This window comes from Actinomadura alba (assembly GCF_014323705.1).
In the GTDB taxonomy this organism is placed as follows: Bacteria; Actinomycetota; Actinomycetes; order Streptosporangiales; family Streptosporangiaceae; genus Actinomadura_C; species Actinomadura_C alba.
In genome coordinates this window covers 91,690-112,472 of sequence record NZ_JABVEC010000008.1, presented here as the reverse complement: position 1 = coordinate 112,472, position 20,783 = coordinate 91,690, and the positions used below count along the sequence as shown (strand labels likewise).

At 69.2% G+C, this 20,783-nt stretch carries 16 protein-coding genes; 7 read left to right on the top strand and 9 right to left on the bottom strand.

Annotation, left to right across the window (positions count from 1 at the left end; translation table 11 throughout):
* Positions 1 to 225 precede the first annotated feature (225 nt).
* Positions 226 to 1,698, top strand: coding sequence for a YibE/F family protein (locus HKK74_RS13065; RefSeq protein WP_187243444.1), 1,473 nt, complete (start codon positions 226 to 228; stop codon positions 1,696 to 1,698).
* A 666-nt stretch (positions 1,699 to 2,364) separates the two neighbouring features.
* A complete protein-coding gene (locus HKK74_RS13060) occupies positions 2,365 to 2,763 on the top strand; it encodes an STAS domain-containing protein (protein ID WP_187243443.1) in 399 nt (132 codons plus the stop codon).
* 75 nt (positions 2,764 to 2,838) lie between these two features.
* On the opposite strand, the gene HKK74_RS13055 is transcribed toward HKK74_RS13060, so the two are convergent.
* Together HKK74_RS13055 and HKK74_RS13050 are read right to left on the bottom strand one after the other, a co-directional pair.
* Complete coding sequence (locus HKK74_RS13055) at positions 2,839 to 3,954, bottom strand: fatty acid desaturase family protein (RefSeq protein WP_187243442.1); 1,116 nt, start codon at positions 3,952 to 3,954, stop codon at positions 2,839 to 2,841.
* Between the two features lie 13 nt (positions 3,955 to 3,967).
* Positions 3,968 to 5,113 (bottom strand): ferredoxin reductase, encoded by a 1,146-nt coding sequence (locus tag HKK74_RS13050; protein ID WP_312881459.1) that lies wholly within the window; start codon positions 5,111 to 5,113, stop codon positions 3,968 to 3,970.
* 469 nt (positions 5,114 to 5,582) lie between these two features.
* On the opposite strand from HKK74_RS13050, the gene HKK74_RS13045 reads away from it, so the two are divergent.
* Entirely contained in the window at positions 5,583 to 6,464 is an 882-nt protein-coding gene (locus HKK74_RS13045; protein ID WP_187243440.1) for an NAD(P)-dependent oxidoreductase, read from the top strand.
* A 19-nt stretch (positions 6,465 to 6,483) separates the two neighbouring features.
* Here the strand turns inward: HKK74_RS13045 and HKK74_RS13040 are convergent, their stop codons facing one another.
* Together HKK74_RS13040 and HKK74_RS13035 are read right to left on the bottom strand one after the other, a co-directional pair.
* Positions 6,484 to 8,634 (bottom strand): ArnT family glycosyltransferase, encoded by a 2,151-nt coding sequence (locus HKK74_RS13040; RefSeq protein WP_222722212.1) that lies wholly within the window; start codon positions 8,632 to 8,634, stop codon positions 6,484 to 6,486.
* Positions 8,631 to 9,839, bottom strand: coding sequence for a bifunctional glycosyltransferase family 2/GtrA family protein (locus HKK74_RS13035; RefSeq protein WP_312881457.1), 1,209 nt, complete (start codon positions 9,837 to 9,839; stop codon positions 8,631 to 8,633). The genes HKK74_RS13040 and HKK74_RS13035 overlap by 4 nt, the downstream gene beginning before the upstream one ends.
* Positions 9,840 to 10,116: 277 nt before the next feature.
* Here HKK74_RS13035 and HKK74_RS13030 point away from each other — a divergent pair, with 277 nt between their 5' ends.
* From HKK74_RS13030 to HKK74_RS13020, 3 genes are all read left to right on the top strand, one after another.
* Positions 10,117 to 11,331, top strand: a complete 1,215-nt coding sequence (locus HKK74_RS13030; RefSeq protein ID WP_187243438.1) for an efflux RND transporter periplasmic adaptor subunit — start codon at positions 10,117 to 10,119, stop codon at positions 11,329 to 11,331.
* Entirely contained in the window at positions 11,328 to 12,077 is a 750-nt protein-coding gene (locus tag HKK74_RS13025; RefSeq protein WP_187243437.1) for an ABC transporter ATP-binding protein, read from the top strand. Before HKK74_RS13030 ends, HKK74_RS13025 begins: the two co-directional genes overlap by 4 nt.
* 64 nt (positions 12,078 to 12,141) lie before the next feature.
* Positions 12,142 to 13,446: an ABC transporter permease gene (locus HKK74_RS13020; protein WP_187243436.1), complete on the top strand. Its 1,305-nt coding sequence runs from the start codon at positions 12,142 to 12,144 to the stop codon at positions 13,444 to 13,446.
* 573 nt (positions 13,447 to 14,019) lie between these two features.
* Here HKK74_RS13020 and HKK74_RS13015 read toward each other — a convergent pair.
* A complete protein-coding gene (locus HKK74_RS13015) occupies positions 14,020 to 15,429 on the bottom strand; it encodes a sensor histidine kinase (protein WP_312881456.1) in 1,410 nt (469 codons plus the stop codon).
* On the bottom strand, positions 15,426 to 16,175 hold the full coding sequence (locus HKK74_RS13010) for a response regulator transcription factor (RefSeq protein WP_187243435.1): 750 nt from the start codon (positions 16,173 to 16,175) through the stop codon (positions 15,426 to 15,428). The genes HKK74_RS13015 and HKK74_RS13010 overlap by 4 nt, the downstream gene beginning before the upstream one ends.
* 136 nt (positions 16,176 to 16,311) lie before the next feature.
* Between HKK74_RS13010 and HKK74_RS13005 the strand changes: the two genes are divergently transcribed.
* On the top strand, positions 16,312 to 17,145 hold the full coding sequence (locus HKK74_RS13005; protein ID WP_187243434.1) for a DUF1963 domain-containing protein: 834 nt from the start codon (positions 16,312 to 16,314) through the stop codon (positions 17,143 to 17,145).
* A 15-nt stretch (positions 17,146 to 17,160) separates the two neighbouring features.
* Here HKK74_RS13005 and HKK74_RS13000 read toward each other — a convergent pair whose 3' ends face one another.
* Genes HKK74_RS13000 through HKK74_RS12990 form a run of 3 tightly spaced genes read right to left on the bottom strand, consistent with a single transcriptional unit; the run spans position 17,161 to position 20,671 of the window.
* On the bottom strand, positions 17,161 to 19,431 hold the full coding sequence (locus HKK74_RS13000; protein ID WP_187243433.1) for an FtsX-like permease family protein: 2,271 nt from the start codon (positions 19,429 to 19,431) through the stop codon (positions 17,161 to 17,163).
* A complete protein-coding gene (locus tag HKK74_RS12995; protein ID WP_187243432.1) occupies positions 19,428 to 20,150 on the bottom strand; it encodes an ABC transporter ATP-binding protein in 723 nt (240 codons plus the stop codon). The genes HKK74_RS13000 and HKK74_RS12995 overlap by 4 nt, the downstream gene beginning before the upstream one ends.
* Positions 20,147 to 20,671 carry a PadR family transcriptional regulator gene (locus tag HKK74_RS12990; RefSeq protein ID WP_187243431.1) on the bottom strand — a complete coding sequence of 175 codons (525 nt, stop codon included), beginning with the start codon at positions 20,669 to 20,671 and terminating at the stop codon, positions 20,147 to 20,149. The genes HKK74_RS12995 and HKK74_RS12990 overlap by 4 nt, the downstream gene beginning before the upstream one ends.
* Positions 20,672 to 20,783: the final 112 nt, after the last annotated feature.

The window sequence follows — 20,783 nt, the reverse complement described above, 5'->3', positions numbered from 1 at the left end:
CTCTGCCGTCATGCTGCGCGCCGCTGCGGTTCGACTGCTGTCCTCGTGACGTGGGGAGGTACGGCGTGGTCCTCCGCCCAGTCATCGACCGGTCTCTGCGTGGATCGGTCTCTCGCACCGCGCTGAACGGGGATACTGCAGCGGTGCCGTCTACCTCGCCGCCGGTCGCCCGGCCTGCCGCCCTGACCCGTCGCGTGCCGCGACCGATGCGGAAGGGGGCAGGTCATGGGTGCTGACCATGGGCATCACGTGGCCGTGCGAAGTTCACCGGGCACGGTGCGGGCGGTGCTGGCCGTCATCGTGCCGTTGGCGGTGGCGACGCTGGCCGGGCTGATCTGGATGTGGCCGCAAGCGCCCGAGCCCGCCGCCGCACCGGCGGCGGAGATGACCAGGGTCAACGGCATCGTCGTCGGTATCGATTTGAAGCCGTGCCCCCAGCAGCCGGCCTGGCCGGGCGAACCGGCCGCGGCGCAAGGGCCGGGCGGCGCACCGCCGCGAACCGATCCGCAGAAGTGCGGCGATGCCCGGGTCCGGCTGACCTCCGGCGGTGGCGCGGGTCAGGTCGTCACGTCCGTCCTGCCCAGCGGTCCCGGTACCCAGACGTTCGCCGTCGACGACAAGGTGATCCTGCTCCGCACGCCCGCCGCCCCCGACGGCGGCTCCGGCACCGGCCCCGACGGCAACTCCTACCAGTTGTCCGATCACAACCGGTCCAGCCCGCTGTGGCTGATCGCCGCCGCGTTCGTGCTGGCCGTCATCGCCTTCGGTCGATGGAGAGGGGTGACCGCGCTGATCGGTCTCGCGGTCACCTTCGTACTGCTGCTGAAATTCCTCATCCCGGCGATCCTGGCCGGCGAGCCACCACTGCCGGCCGCGATCGTCTGTGCCGCGACGATCATGCTCGCGGTCCTCTACTTCACCCACGGCTTCACCGTGGCGACCTCGATCGCCGTCATCGGCACCCTGGCCAGCCTCAGCCTGACCGGGCTGCTGGCCTGGGCCGCCATCGGGCTGACCCACCTGAGCGGCAACACCGACGACAGCGCCCTCAACCTGAGCCTCAGCCACCAGATCAACCTCCAGGGGCTACTGCTGGCCAGCATCATCATCGGCTCACTGGGAGTGCTGGACGACGTCACCGTCACCCAGTCGGTCACCGTCGCCGAACTCGCGCACGCCAACCCGTCCTACCGCTTCGGACAGCTGTACCGCGCCGCCACCCGGGTAGGCCGCGCCCACATCGCCTCGGTCATCAACACCATCATCCTGGCCTACGCCGGAGCGGCCCTTCCGCTGCTGCTGCTGTTCAGCATCGGCCGGCAACCGCTCAGCGAAGTGGTGACCGGCCCGATCATCGCTCAGGAGATCGTGCGCAGTGTCGCCGGCACGCTGGGCCTCATCGCCGCCGTCCCCATCACCACCGCGCTCTCCGCCCTGGCCCGCACTCGACGCGGCTCATCCGGCCCCGAGTCCGGCACCCTCGCCGCCGAACCTGCGATCGCCGCTGAACCGGGGAAGCGCGCGGCGCCACGGCACGGTCGCCCACCCGCGCCCTCGCACCGGGCGCGCCGTGCCGAGGCGGGCGAAGACCCGGCCACGGCGGCCCCGCAGCCCCATCGGCAGCCGTCCCCTCGGTCCGAGGAGCCCGGGTGGCCACCGCAGCGCTGGCCGCACCCGCCCGCCGATCCGTTCACGTGATCCTCGCCGGCCCCACGCGACCAGCGCCGGTCCGCCGTGGGTCACCCCTGTGGCCGCCGGACGGGGTCCAGCGGTCATAGGCCGGTGCCGCCACCGCGCCGATACCAACGGCGTCGATCTCCGGACGAACCGGTGATACGGAACATGACGAAGAGCACGATGAGAATGACCAAAATGATCAATAGAACCTTCATGCGACGCCACTACCCCCGCTCGATGCTCCTATCCAACGGGTGTCATGGTCACCCGCCCCACCGGGCGCACTGCGGGTTCGGTATCCGTCCGTGATCGGCGAGTGGCGCACTGCGATCGTGCGCTCGTGAGGTAGGTTGCAGGTATCGGAGACATCCCGAGCGTTGATGGCAGAGTCGACGTCATCCCCGGTGATCCACTATACGGTCGCTGTCACGGGCCGGGACGGGCACGGCGCATGACGCCGGACGACCTCCATCATTCGAAGCCTTTCCGGTTCGCACGGCCGGTCCACCCGTTGCGACTTCCGCTTGATCCCGCGTTGCGCTGCGCGGTCCCCGAACCACGCTGACGCCGTCTCGTACGCCACGGACGCGGTGAGCTCCCGCGGCCGTGCGGCCGCCCCTCGATCGCTCAGTCCCATCAGGGTCACAGCACGGCCGGCCGCGCCTTCCGAAGAATCGGAGATTCACCATGAACCTCAGCCTGACCGCCGACCCTCCCGCCCGCGCAGTCGATCCCAGGCCGCCCACCCATGCCGAGCAGAAGATCGTCGAACTCCATGGAGAGATCGACATCACTGAGGTGCCCGCTCTGCGGGAACGCCTCAACCTCGCCTTGGACGCGACGGCCGAGCGGCACGGACGGATCATCATCGACCTCACCGGGGTGACGTTCCTCGACGCCTCGGGACTGGCCGTGCTGATCGGTGTGCAACGTCGCGCCCGGCGCCTTCACGTCCCCATGTGCCTGGCCGCCCCAGGACCTCAGGTCCGGCGGATCCTGCGAATCACCGGTCTCGACCGGAGCCTGGTCATCCACGCCACGCTCATCGCCGCCATCAGCGCCCGCCGCATGCGCACCCTGGCCTGAGCGCCGGAGAGCCGGGCTCGGCCGAGAGCGCCGAAGCGGCAACGGCATCGATACGACGAGACGCCGCCGGTGGCCTCAGCCGATGCTCTGAAGGCCGCTGACCGGCGGAGCGGCCTTCTCCGCAGCATGTCGCGCGGGGCCCGGCAGGGCGAGCCGCAGGACGCGTTTCCACACCGAACCGGTCTGCCGGGCGAGCGAGCCGGAGCTGTAGGGAAGCCCGAATCGCTCGCAGAGGGCCCGGACCCGCGGAGCGATCTCGCCGTACCGGTTACTCGGCAGATCAGGGAACAGATGGTGTTCGATCTGATGGCTGAGATTGCCGCTCATGAGGTGCAGGAGCCGGCCTCCGTCGATATTGCACGAGCCGAGCAACTGGCGGACGTACCACTCCCCGCGGGTCTCACCGTCGACACGGTCCTCGGTGAACATCTCGGCGCCGTCGGGGAAATGGCCGCAGAAGATGATGGCGTGCGCCCACACGTTGCGGGTCAGGTTCGCGCTGAGGTTGCCGAGCAGTACGGGCAGGAAGAGGGGACCTGCCATCAGCGGAAACGCCACGTAGTCCTTGATGACCTGACGTCGTATCTTGCCGGCGACGGTGCGCAGTTGGGTGAGGGCCTCGCGGAGATCCTTCTCTCCGCTCGGGATGCGCTCGAGTTCCAGGTCGTAGATGGCGATGCCGTACTCGAAGAACAGGGCCAGCAGCACGTTGTAGAACGGCTGGAAGAGATGGACCGGATACCACCGCTGCTCCGGGCTGACCCGCATCGCGGAGTAACCGATGTCGCGGTCCTTGCCGAGCACGTTGGTCCAGGTGTGGTGGATCACGTTGTGGGAGTGCTTCCACTGCTCGGCGGGGGATGCCGTGTCCCACTCCCACGTGGTCGAGTGGATCTTCGGATCGCGCATCCAGTCCCACTGCCCGTGCAGGACGTTGTGCCCGATCTCCATGTTCTCCAGGATCTTCGCGATGGCCAGCGCCGCGGTCCCGGCCGCCCATGCGGGCGGAAGCCATGATGCCGAGAGCAGGACGCGGCCGCCGATCTCCAGCTTTCGCTGCGTCGCGATGAGGTTCCGGATATATCGGGCATCATCCTCCCCGAGGCTCGCGATCACCTCGTCGCGGATCCTGTCCAGCTCACGGCCGAACTCCTCAGCGTCGACCAGACGGGCAGAGGCCGCAGTTGACATGGTCGTACTCCCCTCACAGCTCGATCTCGACAGGGCCGGCGGCCGCCGAAACGCAGGTCTGAATAAGATCGCCGGGCTCGCCGTGAGCCTGGCCGCTGCGTAGGTCACGAACCCGGCCCGAGACGAGCGGGACCACGCAGCCGTGGCAGATGCCCATGCGGCACCCACTGGGCATGAGCACACCGGCGTCCTCGCCGGCCGCTAGCAGGGACGTGTTCTCGTCGGCATCGATCTGCCGGCCACTCCTGGTGAACCGGACCCGCCCGCCCTCGCCGACACGCATCTGCGCCGCCGCGCGAAAATGTTCGATGTGCAGCCGATCGGCCGGCCAGTGTTCGGCGGCCTCCTGGAGCAGTCCGCGTGGACCGCAGACCCATGCCGGGCGTTCGGCCCAGTCAGGGCAGATGGCGGTCAGATCGGCCGGTCTCAGCCGTCCCTCGATTCGGGTATGCCGCTGATGAAGGCTCAGGTTGGGAAACCGGGCTGCCAGGTGCCGGAGTTCCGCACCGAAGATCATTTGTTCCGGTGTGGGCGCCGAATGGACCAGCACCACATCGGGTGACCCGGGGTGTTCTGTCCCGTGGGCGGGCGAGTGCCGGATGTTCTTCCGACCTGCGGTGCCCTGGTGTGCGCGCGGCCCGGTCAGGAGGTCGTACAGCATGGCTCGCACGGGCGTGATGCCGCTGCCGGCGGTCAAGAAGAGAAGGCGCGCCGGTGGCGGCTCGGGGAGAACGAACTCGCCCGCCGGCCCGGTGAGTGCGACGACCGTCCCGGGCGTGGTCCGCCGGGCGAGATGGCGGGAGACGAGCCCGTTCGGAACCGTCTTGACGGTGATCGTGACGCGCCCGTCCGGGCGACCGGGCGGTGACGACAGCGAATAGGTGCGCCAGTGCCGCACTCCGGCGATGTCGACGCCGATCCCCACCCACTGACCCGCTCTGTGCGGCTTCCAGCCGACGCCGGGACGGATGACCACTGTCACCGCGTCCGCCGTTTCGGGACGTACGGCTTCGATCCGGCCGCACAGCTCCGCTTCGGACCACAATGGGTTCACCAGACTCAGGTAATCGTCCGGGAACAACGGCGTGGTGAGCCACCGGGCGGCACCCGCGAGCCGCCGCATCACGGCCGGTCCGTGCACGGCCCCCAGAGCGTTCACGGGCTGGTGATACCCCTGGTGAGAGGGTGACATGCTGCATCGTGCGGGATCCGGGGACCGAGGCGGTGGGCGGCAGCGCCACACCGCTCTCGCCGGTACCGGTGACCGTCGCATTTGCCTCGACATACCCGACGAAGAGATCTGTTCAAGGGGAAATTAAAGGAGGATGAAGGGCTCTGAGTGACGGGAGTCCGCAGGCGTTACCGCCACCATGGGCGCATGGTTACCGTGGAGATACCGAATGACTTTGAAGTGCCGTCTTCCGGCAGAGTCAGCAGTGCACAAGAATCAATCCGGTCGCAAGACCAGTGGAAACAAGACCAACTGAACCGGAGTACGAATTGCACGAGCGCTGTTCCCGCCGCGTCACCGATCTCGGTGCCTTGTCGGCCGGCATTGACACCACCGATTCCATCTCAACGGTCATCGGCATCGCCGGCCGACCGCAGACCGATGGAGTGCGGCTGTGATGGCCGGCGACGATCGCCGCACCGTGTCGGTCGTCGGCTTGGGCCCGATGGGAACGGCATTGGCCGGCGCCTTCCTGGAGAACGGTCACCCGACGACCGTCTGGAACCGTACGGCGAGCAAGGCCGGCGACCTCGTCGCACGCGGTGCGACCCACGCGGCCACGGTCTCCGACGCGGTCTCGGCGAGCACGCTGGTGGTCGTCTGCGTGTCGGTCAATGAGATCGTGCGCAAACTGCTCAGCTCACTGGACGACGACCTCTCCGGCAAGGCCATCGTCAACCTGACCTCTGGCACACCGGAGGAGGCCCGTGAGACGGCGGTGTGGGCGGCAGAGCACGGCGCGGACTATCTCGACGGGGCGATCATGGCCAACCCCCGTCATATCGGCCAACTCGAGACCATGCTCCTCTACAGCGGGTCGCCGGTTGTCTTCGAGGCCCACGAGCCGACGCTCTCGCTCTTGGGCGGAGCCACACACGTCGGTACCGATCCTGGTCTGGCCTCGCTCTTCGACGCGGCACTGGGCGGTCTGGCGTGGTCGACATGGAGTAGCTTCCTTCACGGCGCCGCTCTGGTCGGAACCGAAGATGTCAAGGCGATGGCGTTCGCGCCGATCGCGGCTCAGTGGCTCGCCGCCGTGGCCGGGATCATGGCCGACTACGCGCGCCAAGTCGACGACGGACACTACCCGGGAGACGAGGAGACGCTCGAGATCAACGCGGCGGCGATGGATCATCTCATCAATGCCAGCCGGGCTCAGGGCATCGGTGTGGACCTGCCGAACTTCCTCAAGGCTCTGACTGAACGAGCGATCGCCGCAGGTCACGGCAGTGACAGTTTCGCGAGCGTCATCGAGGCGATCAGGACTCCGTCGGCATGACCTCCCATCGGCCGGCAATTCACGCGCAGTCGTAGAGCTGTTGCCGGCCGGGACCTCGTCCCGAGTCCGGGAAGGTGGACGTGGACCCGGACGTGGCACTGGAGGCGGCACCGGCGTTGCCGCCGTACTCGGAGGCCTGCACGACCTTGCAGTTGTCCTCTATCCACGTGGTCAGCGTGGTGTCGCCTCCCCTCCCGAGCCGCCGATCGCCGGTCATGACATAGCGGAGCTTGCCGGCTGTCACGTACCCGCGTAGTTTCTCGACGGTCATGGCGGGGTCACTACCGGTGAAGCCGCCCATGGCGATGACCGGACGCCCGGTCTCGAGGATGATCGAGCTCGCGGACTGGGCACTGCTCACCGCAACCAGCCACGTGGCGTTCCCCTCGTTCTTCCGCAGGTACGAGATGAGACCGGCGTCGACCGTCTCCCCGGGAGGCCCGCCGCGCATCCCTCCGCCGGCCGGCCCCCCGCCCGGCATCCCCACGCCACGGGGCGCGTCTCCCGGTGGACGGCCTTCGGGGGGGCCACCGCCCTGCCATCCGCCCGGCCGAACCGCGCCCGCCGCACCCGATCCTGGCATCCGGCCGCCCCCCGGTCCGCCGAGGCCGCCGCCGGTGGCCGGGGCCGCTAGCGGGTTGACGCCGTTGACCCGGCTGTGCGCGGCGGCCACCGCGTACGCGCCCGGACCGGCCAGCACCGCGGCCAGGCCCAGGCTCACACCGACGACGGCGGCCCGGGTACGGAGCCGGGGCGCCAGACGAGCGACGATCAGCGTCACGACGGCGACGCTGGTCACCGCAACGACCACCGGACCGAGCCACGGATTCCACGACGGCGTACGGCGCAGCAGCACGAAGGACCACGCACCTGTCACGGCGAGACCGAACGGCAGGGCGAAGGACAGCGCGAGCGGCAGGCGCCCTGCCCGGCGGCCGACCCGGCGGTGGGCGTCGAAGAGCATGACCTCGCCCGCTCCGGCCAGCGCGGCGATGGCGGGCGACATGGCCGTCACGTAGTACGGGTGGAAAGTGCCCTGTGCGAAGCTGAAGACCGCGTAGTGCACGGCGAGCCATCCGCCCCACAGCGCCAGCGACGCGCGTACGGCGTCGGTGCGGGGAGCGCGGCCGCGCAGCGCGACACCGGCGATCAGCGCGATCACGGCGAAGGGCAGCAGCCAGGAGATCTGCCCGCCGACGATCTCGTTGAACAGCCGCCCGGCTCCGGGCACGCCTCCGAAGGAGGCACCTCCGCCTCCGCCGCCATCGAACGTGGGACCCTCACCGCCGAAGACGCGGCCGAGACCGTTGTAGCCGACGACGAGGTCCCATACCGTGCCGTCTCGGCTCCCGCCGACGTAGGGCCGGCTTGCGGCAGGGATCAGGTCGACAACGATCATCCACCAGAAGCTGGACACGGCCAGGACCGCTCCGGCGAGCAGCAGTCGCGCGAACCGCCGCGCGAACGATGGAGGCGCGAACAGCAGGTAGCCGAGCGCGAACACGGGCAGCACCAGGTAGGCCTGCAGCATCTTGGTGTTGAAGGCGCACCCGATCGCGACCGCCGAGCCCAGCAGGGGCAGGAGGGCTCCGGTCCGGATGGCGGTCAGGCATGCCCATGCGGCGAGCACCAAGAACAGCACGAGAAGCGGGTCGGGGTTGTTGTCGCGGTTGATGGCCACCGTGATGGGGCTGAGCGCCATGACCAACGCCGAGATCGTCGCGGACAGATGCCCGTGGTGGCGCCGTACGGCGGTGTAGAGCACACCGACGGCGGCGACACCGGCAGCGGCCTGCGGCAGCAGCATGCTCCAGGGACCGAACCCGAGAATCCGCCCGGAGAGGGCCATCAGCCACAGGGCCATCGGCGGTTTGTCGATGGTGATGAACGACCCGGCGTCGAGGGATCCGAAGAAGAACGCCTTCCAGCTCTTGGTGGCCGACAGGACGGCGGCGGCGTAGTAGGAGTTCGCGTTTCCGCCGGCCGACAGGTTCCAGGTGTAGAGGGCGGTGGCCAGCACGAGGATGCCCCACAGCACCGGGCGGGCCCAGCGGGGGTCTTCTGGACGGCCCAGGACGGCCCGCCGGAGAAGCCCATGGTGCGGGCTCTCGCCGGACCGGGCCTTCGGCCGGTCGGTGGTCGGGGCCGGGGAAACCGTGTCCGTGATCAATTGGTGTGCTCCCGGAGCAGGTCGTTGCGAGGGGCGGCTGGTGGTGTGCCCGCGGGCCGTACCCGCCGTGGGTGGAACACCCAAGCGCGCAGCAGCAGGAAACGGACCAGCGTCGCCAGTCCGTTGGCGGCGATCAGGGTGCTGAGTTCGACGGCGTGGGACGCGTCGGGGGCGAGGACACGCAGCAGAACGAGACCGCCGCTGCTGAGCGTCAAGCCGATGAGGAACGCGATCCCGCCCTCGATCTGATGTCGTAGTACGCCGGCGGATCCGGTGACCCCAAAGGTGAACCGGCGATTGGCGGCGGTGTTGGCGACCGCGGTGATGAGCAGCGAGAGGGCGTTGGCGACGAGCGGTGGCGCCAGCATCATGCGCAACACCAGGTAGAGGGTGAGTTGGGCGAGGGTGCTCACCACACCGATGACGGCGAAGACCGGCAACTGCCGCTTCAGCCCAGGGAGCGGCGGGTCCGGCTTGGCGCCGGCGGATCGCGGACGCACCGGCGCCGCGTTCCCGCCTTTCAGCATGCTCACGCCCACTCTCCACATGCCGCGCAGGTCGTCAAGTGCGGTGCGCAGCACGTCGACGCGGCTGTCGGGGTCGTCGACCCAGTCCACCGGTATCTCGTGGATGCGCAGCCCGTTGCTCTCGGCCAGCAGCAGGAGCTCCGTGTCGAAGAACCACGACTCGTCCTTCACCGCGGGCAGCAGCGGCTGCACGATGACGGTGCGCGCCGCCTTGAATCCGCACTGGGCGTCGGAGAATCTCGCCGCCAGGGTCGTGCGCAGCAACAGGTTGTAGGCACGGGAGATGATCTCTCGCTTCGGCCCGCGTGCCACCGTGGAACCGCGCGACAGCCGGGTGCCGATCGCCAGATCGCTGTGTCCGGAGATCAATGGGGCGACCAACGGCAGGAATGCGAGTAGATCCGTGGAAAGGTCGACGTCCATGTAGGCGACCACGTCAGCGTCACTGGCGCTCCAGACATGGCGCAGCGCCCGTCCGCGGCCCTTCTCGGCGAGGTGCACCGCTCGGACCTCCGGCAGCGTCTCCGCCAGGTCGCCGGCGATCTCCCACGTACGGTCGGTACTGGCGTTGTCCGCGATCGTGATGCGGAACTCGTAGGGAAACGTCGAGGTCAGGTAGGCCTGCAACCGGCGGACGCTCTCGGCGAGGACACGCTCCTCGTTGTGAACGGGAATCACGACCTCGACGAGCTTTCGCCGGCACTCGCCGACGACGGTCCCAGGCTCGCCATGCCGGAGATGGTCCGGCTCACGGTCTCCTCGAGGTCCGTCGGCGTATGTGGATGGTGACGATCGGTTCATGGTCGCCACGTTCACAACGCATCGTGGGAACCCGGTTATCCGCGCCTAAGAGTCAGATGAGATCCGCGGCCGGCCGCTGGTCGCCTGCGGATCTCACGGAACCTTCATCAGGTCATCACGATTGCCCAAGCACGGGACGCCAGTCTTCGGTGCCATGAAATCCCTCAAACGCAGAACGCTGCTGCTCAACGGCGCTCTTGTGGTGCTGTTGGCAGGTGGTGTGGGCATCGCCTATGTATCTCTGGCCGATGACGGCGACGCGACGGGAGCCACCACGCGCACCGTGAAGGTCATGCAGGGCACGGTGGAGCAGTCGATCTCGGCGTCCGGATCGGTCGAAAGCTCCAAGAAACAGTCGCTCAACTTCGAAGCCTCCGGAACCGTGACCCATCTCTACGTCAAGGCCGGCGACAAGGTAACGAAGGGAAAGGTGCTCGCGAGGCTGGATCGGACAGCGGCGGAACAGGACGTGTCGGCCGCGCTGGCGAGCCTGAACGCCGCGGACGACAACACCTCGACCGCCCAGGGGTACGCGAGCTATGTCAACGCCAAGAACTCCTACGACAAGGCGGTACGGACTCTCAACGGCACCGTGTTGAGGGCGCCGTTCGCAGGCACGGTCACCGCCGTCAACGGAACCACGGGCGGTTCCTCCAGTGGATCGGGCGGTGGATCTTCATCGAGCACGAGTTCGTCAGGCACCTCAGGTGGAACGGGCGGCTCCTCATCGTCCACCTCGTCCGATACGTCGTCCACCGGGGCCGGCACCGGCTTCGTCGAACTGGCGGATCTCTCCAGGCTCCAGGTGAAGGGAGCCTTCACGGAGTCCGACACGACGAAGCTCAAGGTCGGCCAGGAGGCGAACGTCTCCTTCGACGCGTTGACCGGCGTGACCGCGACCGGCAAGGTCACCGCGATCGACACCTCCCCGACCACCTCCAACAACGTCGTCCAGTACAACGTGACCATCGCGCTCACCACGAAGCCCTCAGGGCTTCGGCTCGGTCAGACGTCGAGCGTCGAGGTGGCCGTCGCCAGAGCCACCGACGTCCTGTACGTACCGACGGCCGCAGTGCGCACCGCTGGCGGGCAGAGCACCGTCACGGTGCTGCAGAACGGCAAGCAGGTCGTCAAGACGGTGCAGGTCGGCGTGAAGGGCGACACCGGCACTGAGATCGAGTCGGGGCTGAACGAAGGCGACACGGTGGTCATCACGACCGGCGGTACCGGAACGGCTCCCGGAGGTGGCGCTCCCGGCGGACCTGGCGGTGGCGCTCCCGGCGGTGGTGGCGGGGCGCGGCCCGGTGGCGGCGGCATGGGCGGCGGCGGCTTCGGCGGTGGCGGCCCCGGCGGCGGAGGGCGTCCATGACCGCGGCACCGGTCCTGGACATCCGCTCCGTGGCCAAGGTGTACGGCGATGGTGACACGGCCGTACATGCCCTGCGAGGGGTCACGCTCACAGTCCAGCGGGGCGACCATGTGGCGATCATGGGTGCGTCCGGCTCGGGCAAGTCGACTCTGATGAACATCGTGGGCTGCCTGGACGTGCCCAGCAGCGGACAGTATCTCCTGGACGGAACCGACGTGGGCGCGCTGGAGGAGAGCAGCCTGGCGACCCTGCGGAACCGCAAGATCGGCTTCATCTTCCAGTCGTTCAACCTGATCCCGCGAATGAGCGCGCTGACCAATGTGGAACTGCCCCTTGCCTACGGCGGAGTGAAGAGAGCCGAGCGGCGGCAGCGCGCGCTGGCCGCGCTGGGGGAGGTCGGGCTGGCCGACCGGGTCGGCCATGAGCCGAACGAGTTGTCGGGCGGGCAGCAGCAGCGCGTCGCGGTCGCCCGCGCACTGGTCACGGCCCCCGCCTTGCTGCTCGCCGACGAGCCCACCGGAAACCTGGACACCAAGTCGACCCATGACGTGCTGAACATCCTGGACCGGCTCACCATGGCCGGCCGCACCATCGTGATCATCACCCACGAGGACGAAGTGGCCGCCCATGCCAAGCGGGTGATCAGGCTGGTCGACGGCCAGATCATCGAAGACCGGCGGCAGGCCCCGGTCGAAGGACCGCCGCCCGGCCTCTTGTCGGCGGCCGGGAACGGAGCGGGCCGATGAGCGCGAGAGAACGCACGGTGACCATCAAGGTAATCGGCACGGTGCCCGGACCGAGGAGGCGGCCATGGGCGCAGTAGAGATCCTGCGGTTCGCCCTGCGCGGGTTGTCGGCGAACAAGATGCGCAGTGGCCTCACGACGCTCGGCATCCTGATCGGCGTCGGCGCGGTGATCTTGCTGGTCGCCGTCGGCAACGGTTCGTCGCTGCAAATCCAACAGAGCATCCAGCGGCTCGGCGCGAACTCGCTGACCATCACCAAATCGACCACGGGCGGCGGCGGAGCCGGCGGCTTCGGCGGCTTCGGCGGCGGTGGTGGCGGCTTCGGCGGGCGGGCGGCCGGTGGGCAGCAACAGTCCACCGGCACCGGTCCGCGCACCCAGGCGCACGACCTCACGGTCGCCGACGCCAAGGCCCTGGTCGACCCCACGAACACTCCCTCGGTGAAGAGCGCTTCACCGGTGGCGAGGTCTCAGGCCGCGACGGCGACGTACGCGGGGAGCAGCACCACGATCAACCAGTTCATCGGCACGTACCCGACCTACTTCGAGGCCGCCAACAAGGTGGTGGCGAGTGGTTCGCGGTTCACCACCGACGACGTGACCGAAGGGCGCAAGACGCTGGTGATCGGCAGCAGCGTCGCCGACGCCCTCTTCGGCCGGGTGGACGCGGTGGGCAGGCAGATCAGTGTCGGGGGCATCAAGTTCACCGTCGCGGGGGTGCTGACGGAATCGGGCTCCGACTCCAGCAGTTTCCAGGATGCGGACAGCATCGCGATCGCGCCGCTCTCCGCCGTACAGGAGACGCTGACCGGGTACGGCGGACTGGATCAGATCGTGGTCGAGGCCAAGACCTCCGAAGTGGTCGACGCCGCGCAGAGCGAGGTGACCCGGGTCCTCGGGCAGCGGCACGACATCACCGGCTCGGCCGCACCGGATTTCCAGGTGATGAACCAGGCCAGCATTCAGTCGGCGGTCAGTGAGTCGAACCGGACCTTCACGGTGCTGCTCGGCGCGGTCGCGGCGATCAGCCTGCTGGTGGGCGGTATCGGCATCACCAACATCATGCTGGTGACGGTCACCGAACGGACCCGGGAGATCGGCATCCGTAAGGCCATCGGCGCGCCCAAGGGGGCGATCCTCGGTCAGTTCGTCGCCGAGGCGACCATGCTGAGCCTGATCGGCGGCATCCTCGGTGTGGCGGCCGGACTGATCGGCACGATGTTCAACATCGTCGGGGTCAAGCCGGTGATCGTGCCGTCGTCGATCGTGCTCGCACTGGGTGTGTCCGTGGCGATCGGGCTGTTCTTCGGCAGCTATCCCGCCAACCGTGCCGCCAAGCTGCGTCCCATCGAGGCGCTCCGGCATGAATGAGCGAGCCATGCCCCATGTCATTGAGGGAGAAGTGATGAGTGCCATGGCGAAATCGACTCGCCTGCTCGGTGCGATGGCCATCGCCGGTGCCTTGCTGTTCACCGCCGCGTGCGGAGGCGGGAGCGGCGACAGCGGTACGGGTGGCGGCGTCGCCCCCACCGGGGCATCCAATGAAGGAGGTGGCGGCTCGAACGATGCCTTCCAGCAGTGCTTGCAGGAACACGGGGTCACGCCGCGGGCCGGCGGTCCGGGCGGTCCGGGCGGTCAAGGACGGACGCCGACCGCTCGGCCCTCCGGCCGGCCGAGCGGTCGGCCGAGCGGTCGGCCGAGTGACCGGCCGTCGATGTCGGACGGACAGCGCCAGGCGGTCCAGGCGTGCGCCTCGCTCAGGCCACAGGGCGGCCCGGCCGGTGGAGGCGGCGGCGGCCAGTGATTCCCGGCGAGTTGACGGGGCCGGGGACTTGACGGGCTTGGGGACTTGACGGTTCGGGGGCTTGGGGTGGAAGACGCCTCAGGCCCCCGATGCATGTCGGGCATCCGACTCGATGCGGGAACGCGACTCCGACGTACCGGTCAGGAGGAGGCGAGGACTTCGTCGCTCACGCCGGGCAGCCGTACGCGGGCGAGGGTGCCTCCGCCCGGGGCCGGCCCCAGTGAGACATTCCCCCCGCTTTCGCGGACCACGAGGGCGACGATGGACAGTCCGAGCCCCGAACCCGGCAGGCTGCGTGCGGACGGTGACCGCCAGAACCGGTCGAAGACGTGCGGCAGATCCTCGGCCGGGATGCCTGGACCCTGATCTCGTACAGTCAGCTCGCCCCCGCGCAGGCGCACGTCCACGGTGCCGCCTAGCGGGCTGAACTTCACCGCGTTGTCGAGCAGGTTCATCACGGCGCGCTCGAGTTGTCCCGCGTCGCCGTGTACGTGCCATGGCTCCACCGCGGCGTCGAGGCGCAGGCCGAGACCGCGCAGGCGGGCCCGTCCGACCGCACGGTCCACCACGTGGTGCAGGGCGACGACCTCGGTCGCCCTCTCACCGCGGTCCGGCCGGGCGAGCTCGAGCAGATCGCCGACCAGGCTGGACAGTTCATGGAGCTGTGCCTTCACGCTCACCAGTAGCCGGTGCTTGGTCTCGGCGGGCAGGTCGCGGCCGGTCGACTCGCTGCGCAGCAGCAGATCGATGTTGGTGCGCAGGCTGGTCAGCGGTGTGCGCAGTTCGTGGCCGGCGTCGGCGATGAGCGCCCGCTGCCGGTCCCGCGAGGCGGCGAGGGCCCGGGTCATCGTGTTGAACGAGCCGCCGAGCCGCGCGATCTCGTCGTTGCCGGAGACCGGGATGACGGTGTCGAGATCCTCGGTACGGGCGATGTGCACGACCACCCCTGTCAACTCGTCCACCGGCCGCAACGCCGCCCTGGCGATGAGCAGCCCCGCCGACGCGGCGCCGAGCACCCCGAACAACGAGACGGGGATGAGCAGGAGGGCGAGGTTCCGGAGTGATCTCTGGACCTCCTTCAACGGAAGCGCGATGGAGACCGTGGTGCCGTCCGGCATCGGGCGCGTCAGCACCCGCATGGGGATGCCGTCGGTCGTGGCCCCGTCGCGGAACACGTCGTCATGCAGGCCGCGCGCGACCTCGCGGTCGTGGTCGGTGATGACGAGCGCGTGCGGTGAGCCCGGCATGACACAGGACGTACCATCCGGCTTGATCACCTGCGCGGTGAAGCGCAACGGGCTCAGGACGGGGTCCGCCGGTTCCGAACTGCAGTTCCGCAGAGTGTTCTGCAGGCTCCCGTCCGGGCGGGGCGGGGATCCGGCCGGCTCGCGGCGCCCGAACGGGATCTCGGTCAGCGACCGGTCGATCTGCCGGTAGAGCTCGTTGCGGGTGAGCAGCCAGCTGGCGCCGGCGCAGGCCGCGACGGCGACGGCGACGGCCGTGGCGGTCAGTATGGTCAGCCGGCTCCGTAGCGTCAGCCGCCGGATCACGGTCCGGCCGCCTCGCGGAGGACGTAGCCGATGCCGCGTACGGTCTGGATCAGCCGGGGCAGCCCGCCCGCCTCGGTCTTCCGGCGCAGGTACATGACGTACACGTCGAGGGAGTTGGAGGCGGGCTCGAACGTGAAGCCCCACACGGTCTCGAGGATCTGCTCCCTGGTCAGCACCTGCCGCGGGTGCAGCAGCAGCATCTCCAACAGGGTGTACTCGGTGCGGGTGAGCCCGACCGGTCGGCCGGCCCGGGTGACCTCCCGGGTGAGCGTGTTCATCCGCAGATCAGCGAAGTCCAGCACCTGCCCCTCGACCGGGTCGGCGGAGGGGCCCGCCGTGAGCGCGCTGCGCCGCAGCAGCGCCCGCATGCGGGCCAGCAGCTCGTCCAGCTCGAACGGCTTGACCAGATAGTCGTCGGCCCCCGCGTCCAGCCCCGTGACGCGGTCGCCCACCATGTCGCGGGCGGTGAGCATCAGCACGGGCACGGTCGACCCCTGTGCGCGAAGCCGGCGGCAGGCGGTGAGCCCGTCCACTCTGGGCATCAGGACATCGAGGACGACGACGTCCGGCCGGTCGGCCTCGACCCGCTCCAGCGCGGACTCCCCGTCGCCGGCCGTCACGACCTCGTAACCCTCGAAGACCAGACTGCTGGTCAGGGCCTCCCGTACCGCCGGCTCGTCATCGACCACCAGCACCCGGGCCGACCGCTCCGCGTCGGCCGGCCCGCCCGTCTTCGGCGTCTCCATGAACCCAAGCTAATGGGGCGATCGTCGTGAGATGGTCGTTGAGCTGCGGAAACGTCGGTATCTAATCGAAATCTAACGAGCCGTTGATCGGGTTCTCACCGCCACCGACGGTCGCGGTCATGCTGGGATGAGGCGTATGGACTATCAAGCGGAACTCGCAGTGGTACGGGAACTCTGTGTCGAGCATCTGGGCGAGCACGTGGGGTCCCAGCTCGCCGTGCTGGCGAAGCCGGGCTTCATGGTCGACGCCGTGGGCGAGGGAGAGTCCGCTGCGGGCCGCTCCCGGTTCGGCGGCCCCGCCCTGCTCGAGCCGGGCACCGCGTGGCCGGAGTGCGAAGGCGTTCCGCTGAGCCTGTTCGCCGTCCTCGACATGGAGGCGCTCGGCCCGTGGCTCGGCGAAGAGCCGCACGGCGGGGTCGGCCTGCTGAACCTCTTCTTTCTCTATCCGGAGGCAGGTGACGCCTGGGAGGTCTTCGGAAGGGTCGACCTCGACGACCCTCGCCTGTGCGGAGTGCTCGCGGCGGCCCCGGCGCGCGCCGTCGAAGTGCCGGCACCGGCCGGGGCCGCGGTCTTCGACTCGGTGCCGATGTACGCCGAACCGATGGTCACCCTCCCGGATCCCTGGGACGACGTCATCAGCCGTCTCGACCCCGGCCCCGACCACGCGGGCACCCTCTACGAGGATGTCCCGAACATGCTCATCCAGGACCGGTTCGGGTCGGTCTGGCAGGAGCACTCCGCGATCGAGGGAACGCTCCTGGCCGGTCAGGCCTTCGGCTGGCCGAACATGCTGTCCAACGGGCCGTCGCCGGCGAAAGGGGAGCGGGCCGAGTCCCGGCACCTGCTCCAGCTTTCGAGCAACGAGCTGTGGAACTGGAGTGAGGGCGGGTGGCTGCATTTCATGATCCCGGTGACGGCGCTCCGGGACGGTGACCTGAGCGGGGCGTGGACCTACTTCGACGGCGTCTAACGGCGGCCCCTCCGGTCATTCGTTTCTGGCGGTTTCGGGCCCGGTGATCCGATTAAGTAGCGGGAGGGTGGAGACGATGACCCCGAGCGAGACGGCGAGCCCGGCGAACACCGTGATGTAGTACTCGGCTCCCGGTGCTCGAAGTGAGTAGTCCAGCTGTGACTCCAGGAAGAGCTGGGCCGCGAGGAACCCGGCCGCCATCGCCACCACGGCGTTGACGAGCAGCGGGGCCGCGCTCTCCAGGGCGACGATGCGGCGCATCATGCCGAGGTGAGTGCCGGTCAATCGCAACAGGCTGAAGGGACGCTTGCGGTCGTTCAGGCTGGCGACCACGCTCACCGCCAGGCTGCAGCCGGCGATGAACAGGCTGACGAGGATCACGACGTTGACCAGTTGCCGGTACGCGTCGAACAACCTCTCGGTATCCGAGCTCGCATGCCCCTCAGCGGCGGTGACGGGCGGTTCCTGACCGGGAAAGGCGACCGTGAGAGCGGTTCGCACCTGCTCGATCGTCGACTTCGACCCGTCCGTGCCCACGACGATCTCCTGGACCGGCAGGCTCTGGAGCCGTTCGGCAGAGATGGCCGCAGCGGGCCAGGTCGCGGTGCTCCAGGAGGGATTGACCCTCAAGCCGGAAACGAAGCTCGGCGGGATCGACGCCACCTCGGCCCCGTCGGCGCAGCGGCCGATACCCGACAACCCCGCGAACTGCCGGCACGACACCAGCCCGGCCACGACCGGCCGGGGGCCGCCGAGCGAGAACGTCGTGCCGAGCGGATTCGTGTGGACCTCCGTGACACTGCGGACCCCTTCGATCGAGCGTAGCCGGACAAGGGCGGAGTCCGGGATCGAGGCGATCGAGGCCTTGGGCACACCCGGGACATCGGCCCAGCCCTGGGAGAAGTCGGCCACCAGTGTGGTCCTGGCCACCGTACTGTCACTCGAGACACCGCGTTCGGCGACGAACGTGGTCATCACCCCGATGGCCGTACTGGTCACGAAGAGGGCGAGGACGAGCCCGCTGATGGCGCGGAAGCCGGCTTTCGGATCGTCCGACAGCCGCCGCGCGGCGATGAGCGTCGCGGCACGGTTGCTACGCCGGGCCATGGCCCGGGCGCCCACCATGGTCAGCCACGGTCCGGCGATGATCAGGCCCGCCATCATCAGGAGGATTCCGGTGAGGTACGCCAAGGTCTGGCCGTTGGTGGTGTCGGGTCTCCTGCCGACGAAATAGGTGAGCTCGCCGATGCCGGCGACGAGCGGGATCAGCCGGTAGGCCCGGGGCGCACGCGGAGTGACGCGCCGGCTCACGCCGAGCGGGGAGATGCGCACGCGTCGCAGCGCGATCCGGGCCGCGACGGCCGCCGCGAGCGGGACGCCGATGGCGACGAGCAGGACCTCGACCGGTCCGAGCGACAGGTCGCTCGGGTAGAAGCGCTCACCGGTGAAGGGGACCGCCGCCAGCGGCACCCGGAGCAGGAAGAACAGGCCGAACCCGACGGCGGTACCCGCCAGGGCGGCCACGGTCGACTCGACGGCCGAGACCACCGAGACCTGCCGGGGCGTCGCACCGACCAGGCGCATGGCGGCGAAGCGCTGCTCTCGGCGAGCCGCGGCGAGCCGTGTCGCGGTGCCGATGAAGATGAGCACGGGGAAGAGCAGCGCGGCCGATGTGACGGACAGGACGAGGGTCATGCCGTTCGCGTTGATGCCGACTTGGCACTGGGCACACTCGCCGGGCGTCTTGGTCGCGATGCCGGCGATCCGGGCCGCGCCGGGTGCGCGCGACAGCTCATCGGCGGAGTGGCCGACGATGATGATCAGAGAGTCCGGGGCCGGGAGCGCCTGCGCGCCGATCGTGCCGATCTGGCTGCCGGGGTAGCGGTCGCCGAGTTCGGCGGCCGGCGCGGACCGGAGCAGCGCGCCGAAAGCCGGCGAGGCATAGTACTGTCCTGGGCCCGGCAGCCGCGGGATCCCCGGCGGAACCGGTGATCGGGGTCCGGTGGCGGCGACGTCGACGCGGGTGATCCTCGCACCGTCATGGACGTCGGCGCTGAGCGTCCCCCACAGCGGATCCGGCGACGCCTCGGCACCGGCCGCCATGGCCTCGGGAACGCCCGAGTTGAGCCATGCGTAACGGGCGTTCTGCGTGTTGACCCCGTTGATGCCCGCCAGAGTGACCAGGAGCAGGCCGACTCCCAGCGCCACGGCGGCCGCGGTGACGACGAGGCGGACGGCCGCCTCCCTCCCGCCTCGCAGGGTGAGGCGAAGGCCGAAGTCGATCACGCGCCCACCCCGGCGTCCGAGAACGAGCTGACCTTGCCGTCGCGCACGATGACCTCGCGGTCGGCGTAGGCGGCCACCCGGGGCTCATGGGTGACCACGATGACGGTGGTTCCTTGCTCGCGCGCGGCGGCGACCAGCAGATCCATGACCTGCTCTCCGGCGAGCGAGTCGAGCGACCCGGTCGGCTCGTCCGCAAAAAGGATCTCCGGGTGCGCGACCAGGCCGCGGGCGAGCGCGATCCGCTGTGCCTGCCCCCCGGACAGCTCTCCGGACCGGCGCTCCTCCAGCCCGTCCAGACCGAGCCGCTCGAACCACGTACGGGCTTCCTTCAGTGCCGCCGCACGGCGGCTGCCGCCGAGCAGCAGCGGCAGCGCGACGTTCTCTTCGGCGGTCAACTCGGGGACGAGCTGGCCGAACTGGAAGACGAACCCGAACCGGTCCCGGCGCAGGGTGCTGCGTTCCGTCTCGCCCATCGTGTCGACCCGGCGGCCGTCGAACCAGATCTCGCCCGCGTCCGGTGTCAGAATCCCGGCCAGGCAGTGCAGCAGAGTCGACTTGCCGGAGCCGCTCGGGCCCATAATGGCCAGGATCTCGCCGGCGGCCACCGACAGGCGGGCCCCCCGGAGCGCGGGCGTCCGACCGAAGGACAAGGCGACGTCACGTGCCTCGATCAGCGAGGTCGGGGGACCGGCTTCGGCGGGGACGTTCGGCCCGCTCATGACCGCACCGCCTCGGCCAGGGCGTCGAGCCGGGCCGCGGTCAGGTCGATCCACCGCAGATCCGACTCGAGGTGGAACAGGCCGTGGTCGGCGAGGAGCGCGTCGACCAGTCCACCCGTCCGCTTGATCTCGGTCAGCTCGCGCATCCGCCGCAGATGCGCGGCACGCTGGGCGTCGAGGTAGCGCTCCGCGTCGCGCCCCAGCATCAGCGCCAGCACCACCTTGGCGAACAGTGTCGTCTGCAGGTGCGGTTGGGCTTCGACCGGCTCGGCGAGCCAGGCCTCGAACTCGGTGGCCCCTTGCTCGGTGATGACGTAGCGCTTGCGCTCGGGCCCCGCGCCGGTCTCCGACTCGCCCACCACCACCTTTCCGTCGCGGGCAAGTCGGCCGAGGGTGGCGTAGACCTGGCCGAACGGGAGGGGCTTGCCGCGGCCGAAGAAGGCGTCGTAGTCACGTTTGAGGTCATAGCCATGGCTCGGCTCTCGTTCGAGCAGGCCCAGCAGGGTAAGGGGAACACTCATGGGCGAGACCCTACATTGAACGTATACTTCGCGTCTATACACTCAGTATCTAGTTGACGTACCGCCTGGTCGGCTCGATATCCAACCGGCGCGGTTCTCGTTCTCGGGCGCC

Coding starts and splice junctions, on each gene's coding strand:
- HKK74_RS13065 (WP_187243444.1), top strand. CDS start 226: ATGGGTGCTGACCATGGGCATCACGTGGCCGTGCGAAGTTCACCGGGC.
- HKK74_RS13060 (WP_187243443.1), top strand. CDS start 2,365: ATGAACCTCAGCCTGACCGCCGACCCTCCCGCCCGCGCAGTCGATCCC.
- HKK74_RS13055 (WP_187243442.1), bottom strand. CDS start 3,954: ATGTCAACTGCGGCCTCTGCCCGTCTGGTCGACGCTGAGGAGTTCGGC.
- HKK74_RS13045 (WP_187243440.1), top strand. CDS start 5,583: ATGGCCGGCGACGATCGCCGCACCGTGTCGGTCGTCGGCTTGGGCCCG.
- HKK74_RS13030 (WP_187243438.1), top strand. CDS start 10,117: ATGAAATCCCTCAAACGCAGAACGCTGCTGCTCAACGGCGCTCTTGTG.
- HKK74_RS13025 (WP_187243437.1), top strand. CDS start 11,328: ATGACCGCGGCACCGGTCCTGGACATCCGCTCCGTGGCCAAGGTGTAC.
- HKK74_RS13020 (WP_187243436.1), top strand. CDS start 12,142: ATGGGCGCAGTAGAGATCCTGCGGTTCGCCCTGCGCGGGTTGTCGGCG.
- HKK74_RS13010 (WP_187243435.1), bottom strand. CDS start 16,175: ATGGAGACGCCGAAGACGGGCGGGCCGGCCGACGCGGAGCGGTCGGCC.
- HKK74_RS13005 (WP_187243434.1), top strand. CDS start 16,312: ATGGACTATCAAGCGGAACTCGCAGTGGTACGGGAACTCTGTGTCGAG.
- HKK74_RS12995 (WP_187243432.1), bottom strand. CDS start 20,150: ATGAGCGGGCCGAACGTCCCCGCCGAAGCCGGTCCCCCGACCTCGCTG.
- HKK74_RS12990 (WP_187243431.1), bottom strand. CDS start 20,671: ATGAGTGTTCCCCTTACCCTGCTGGGCCTGCTCGAACGAGAGCCGAGC.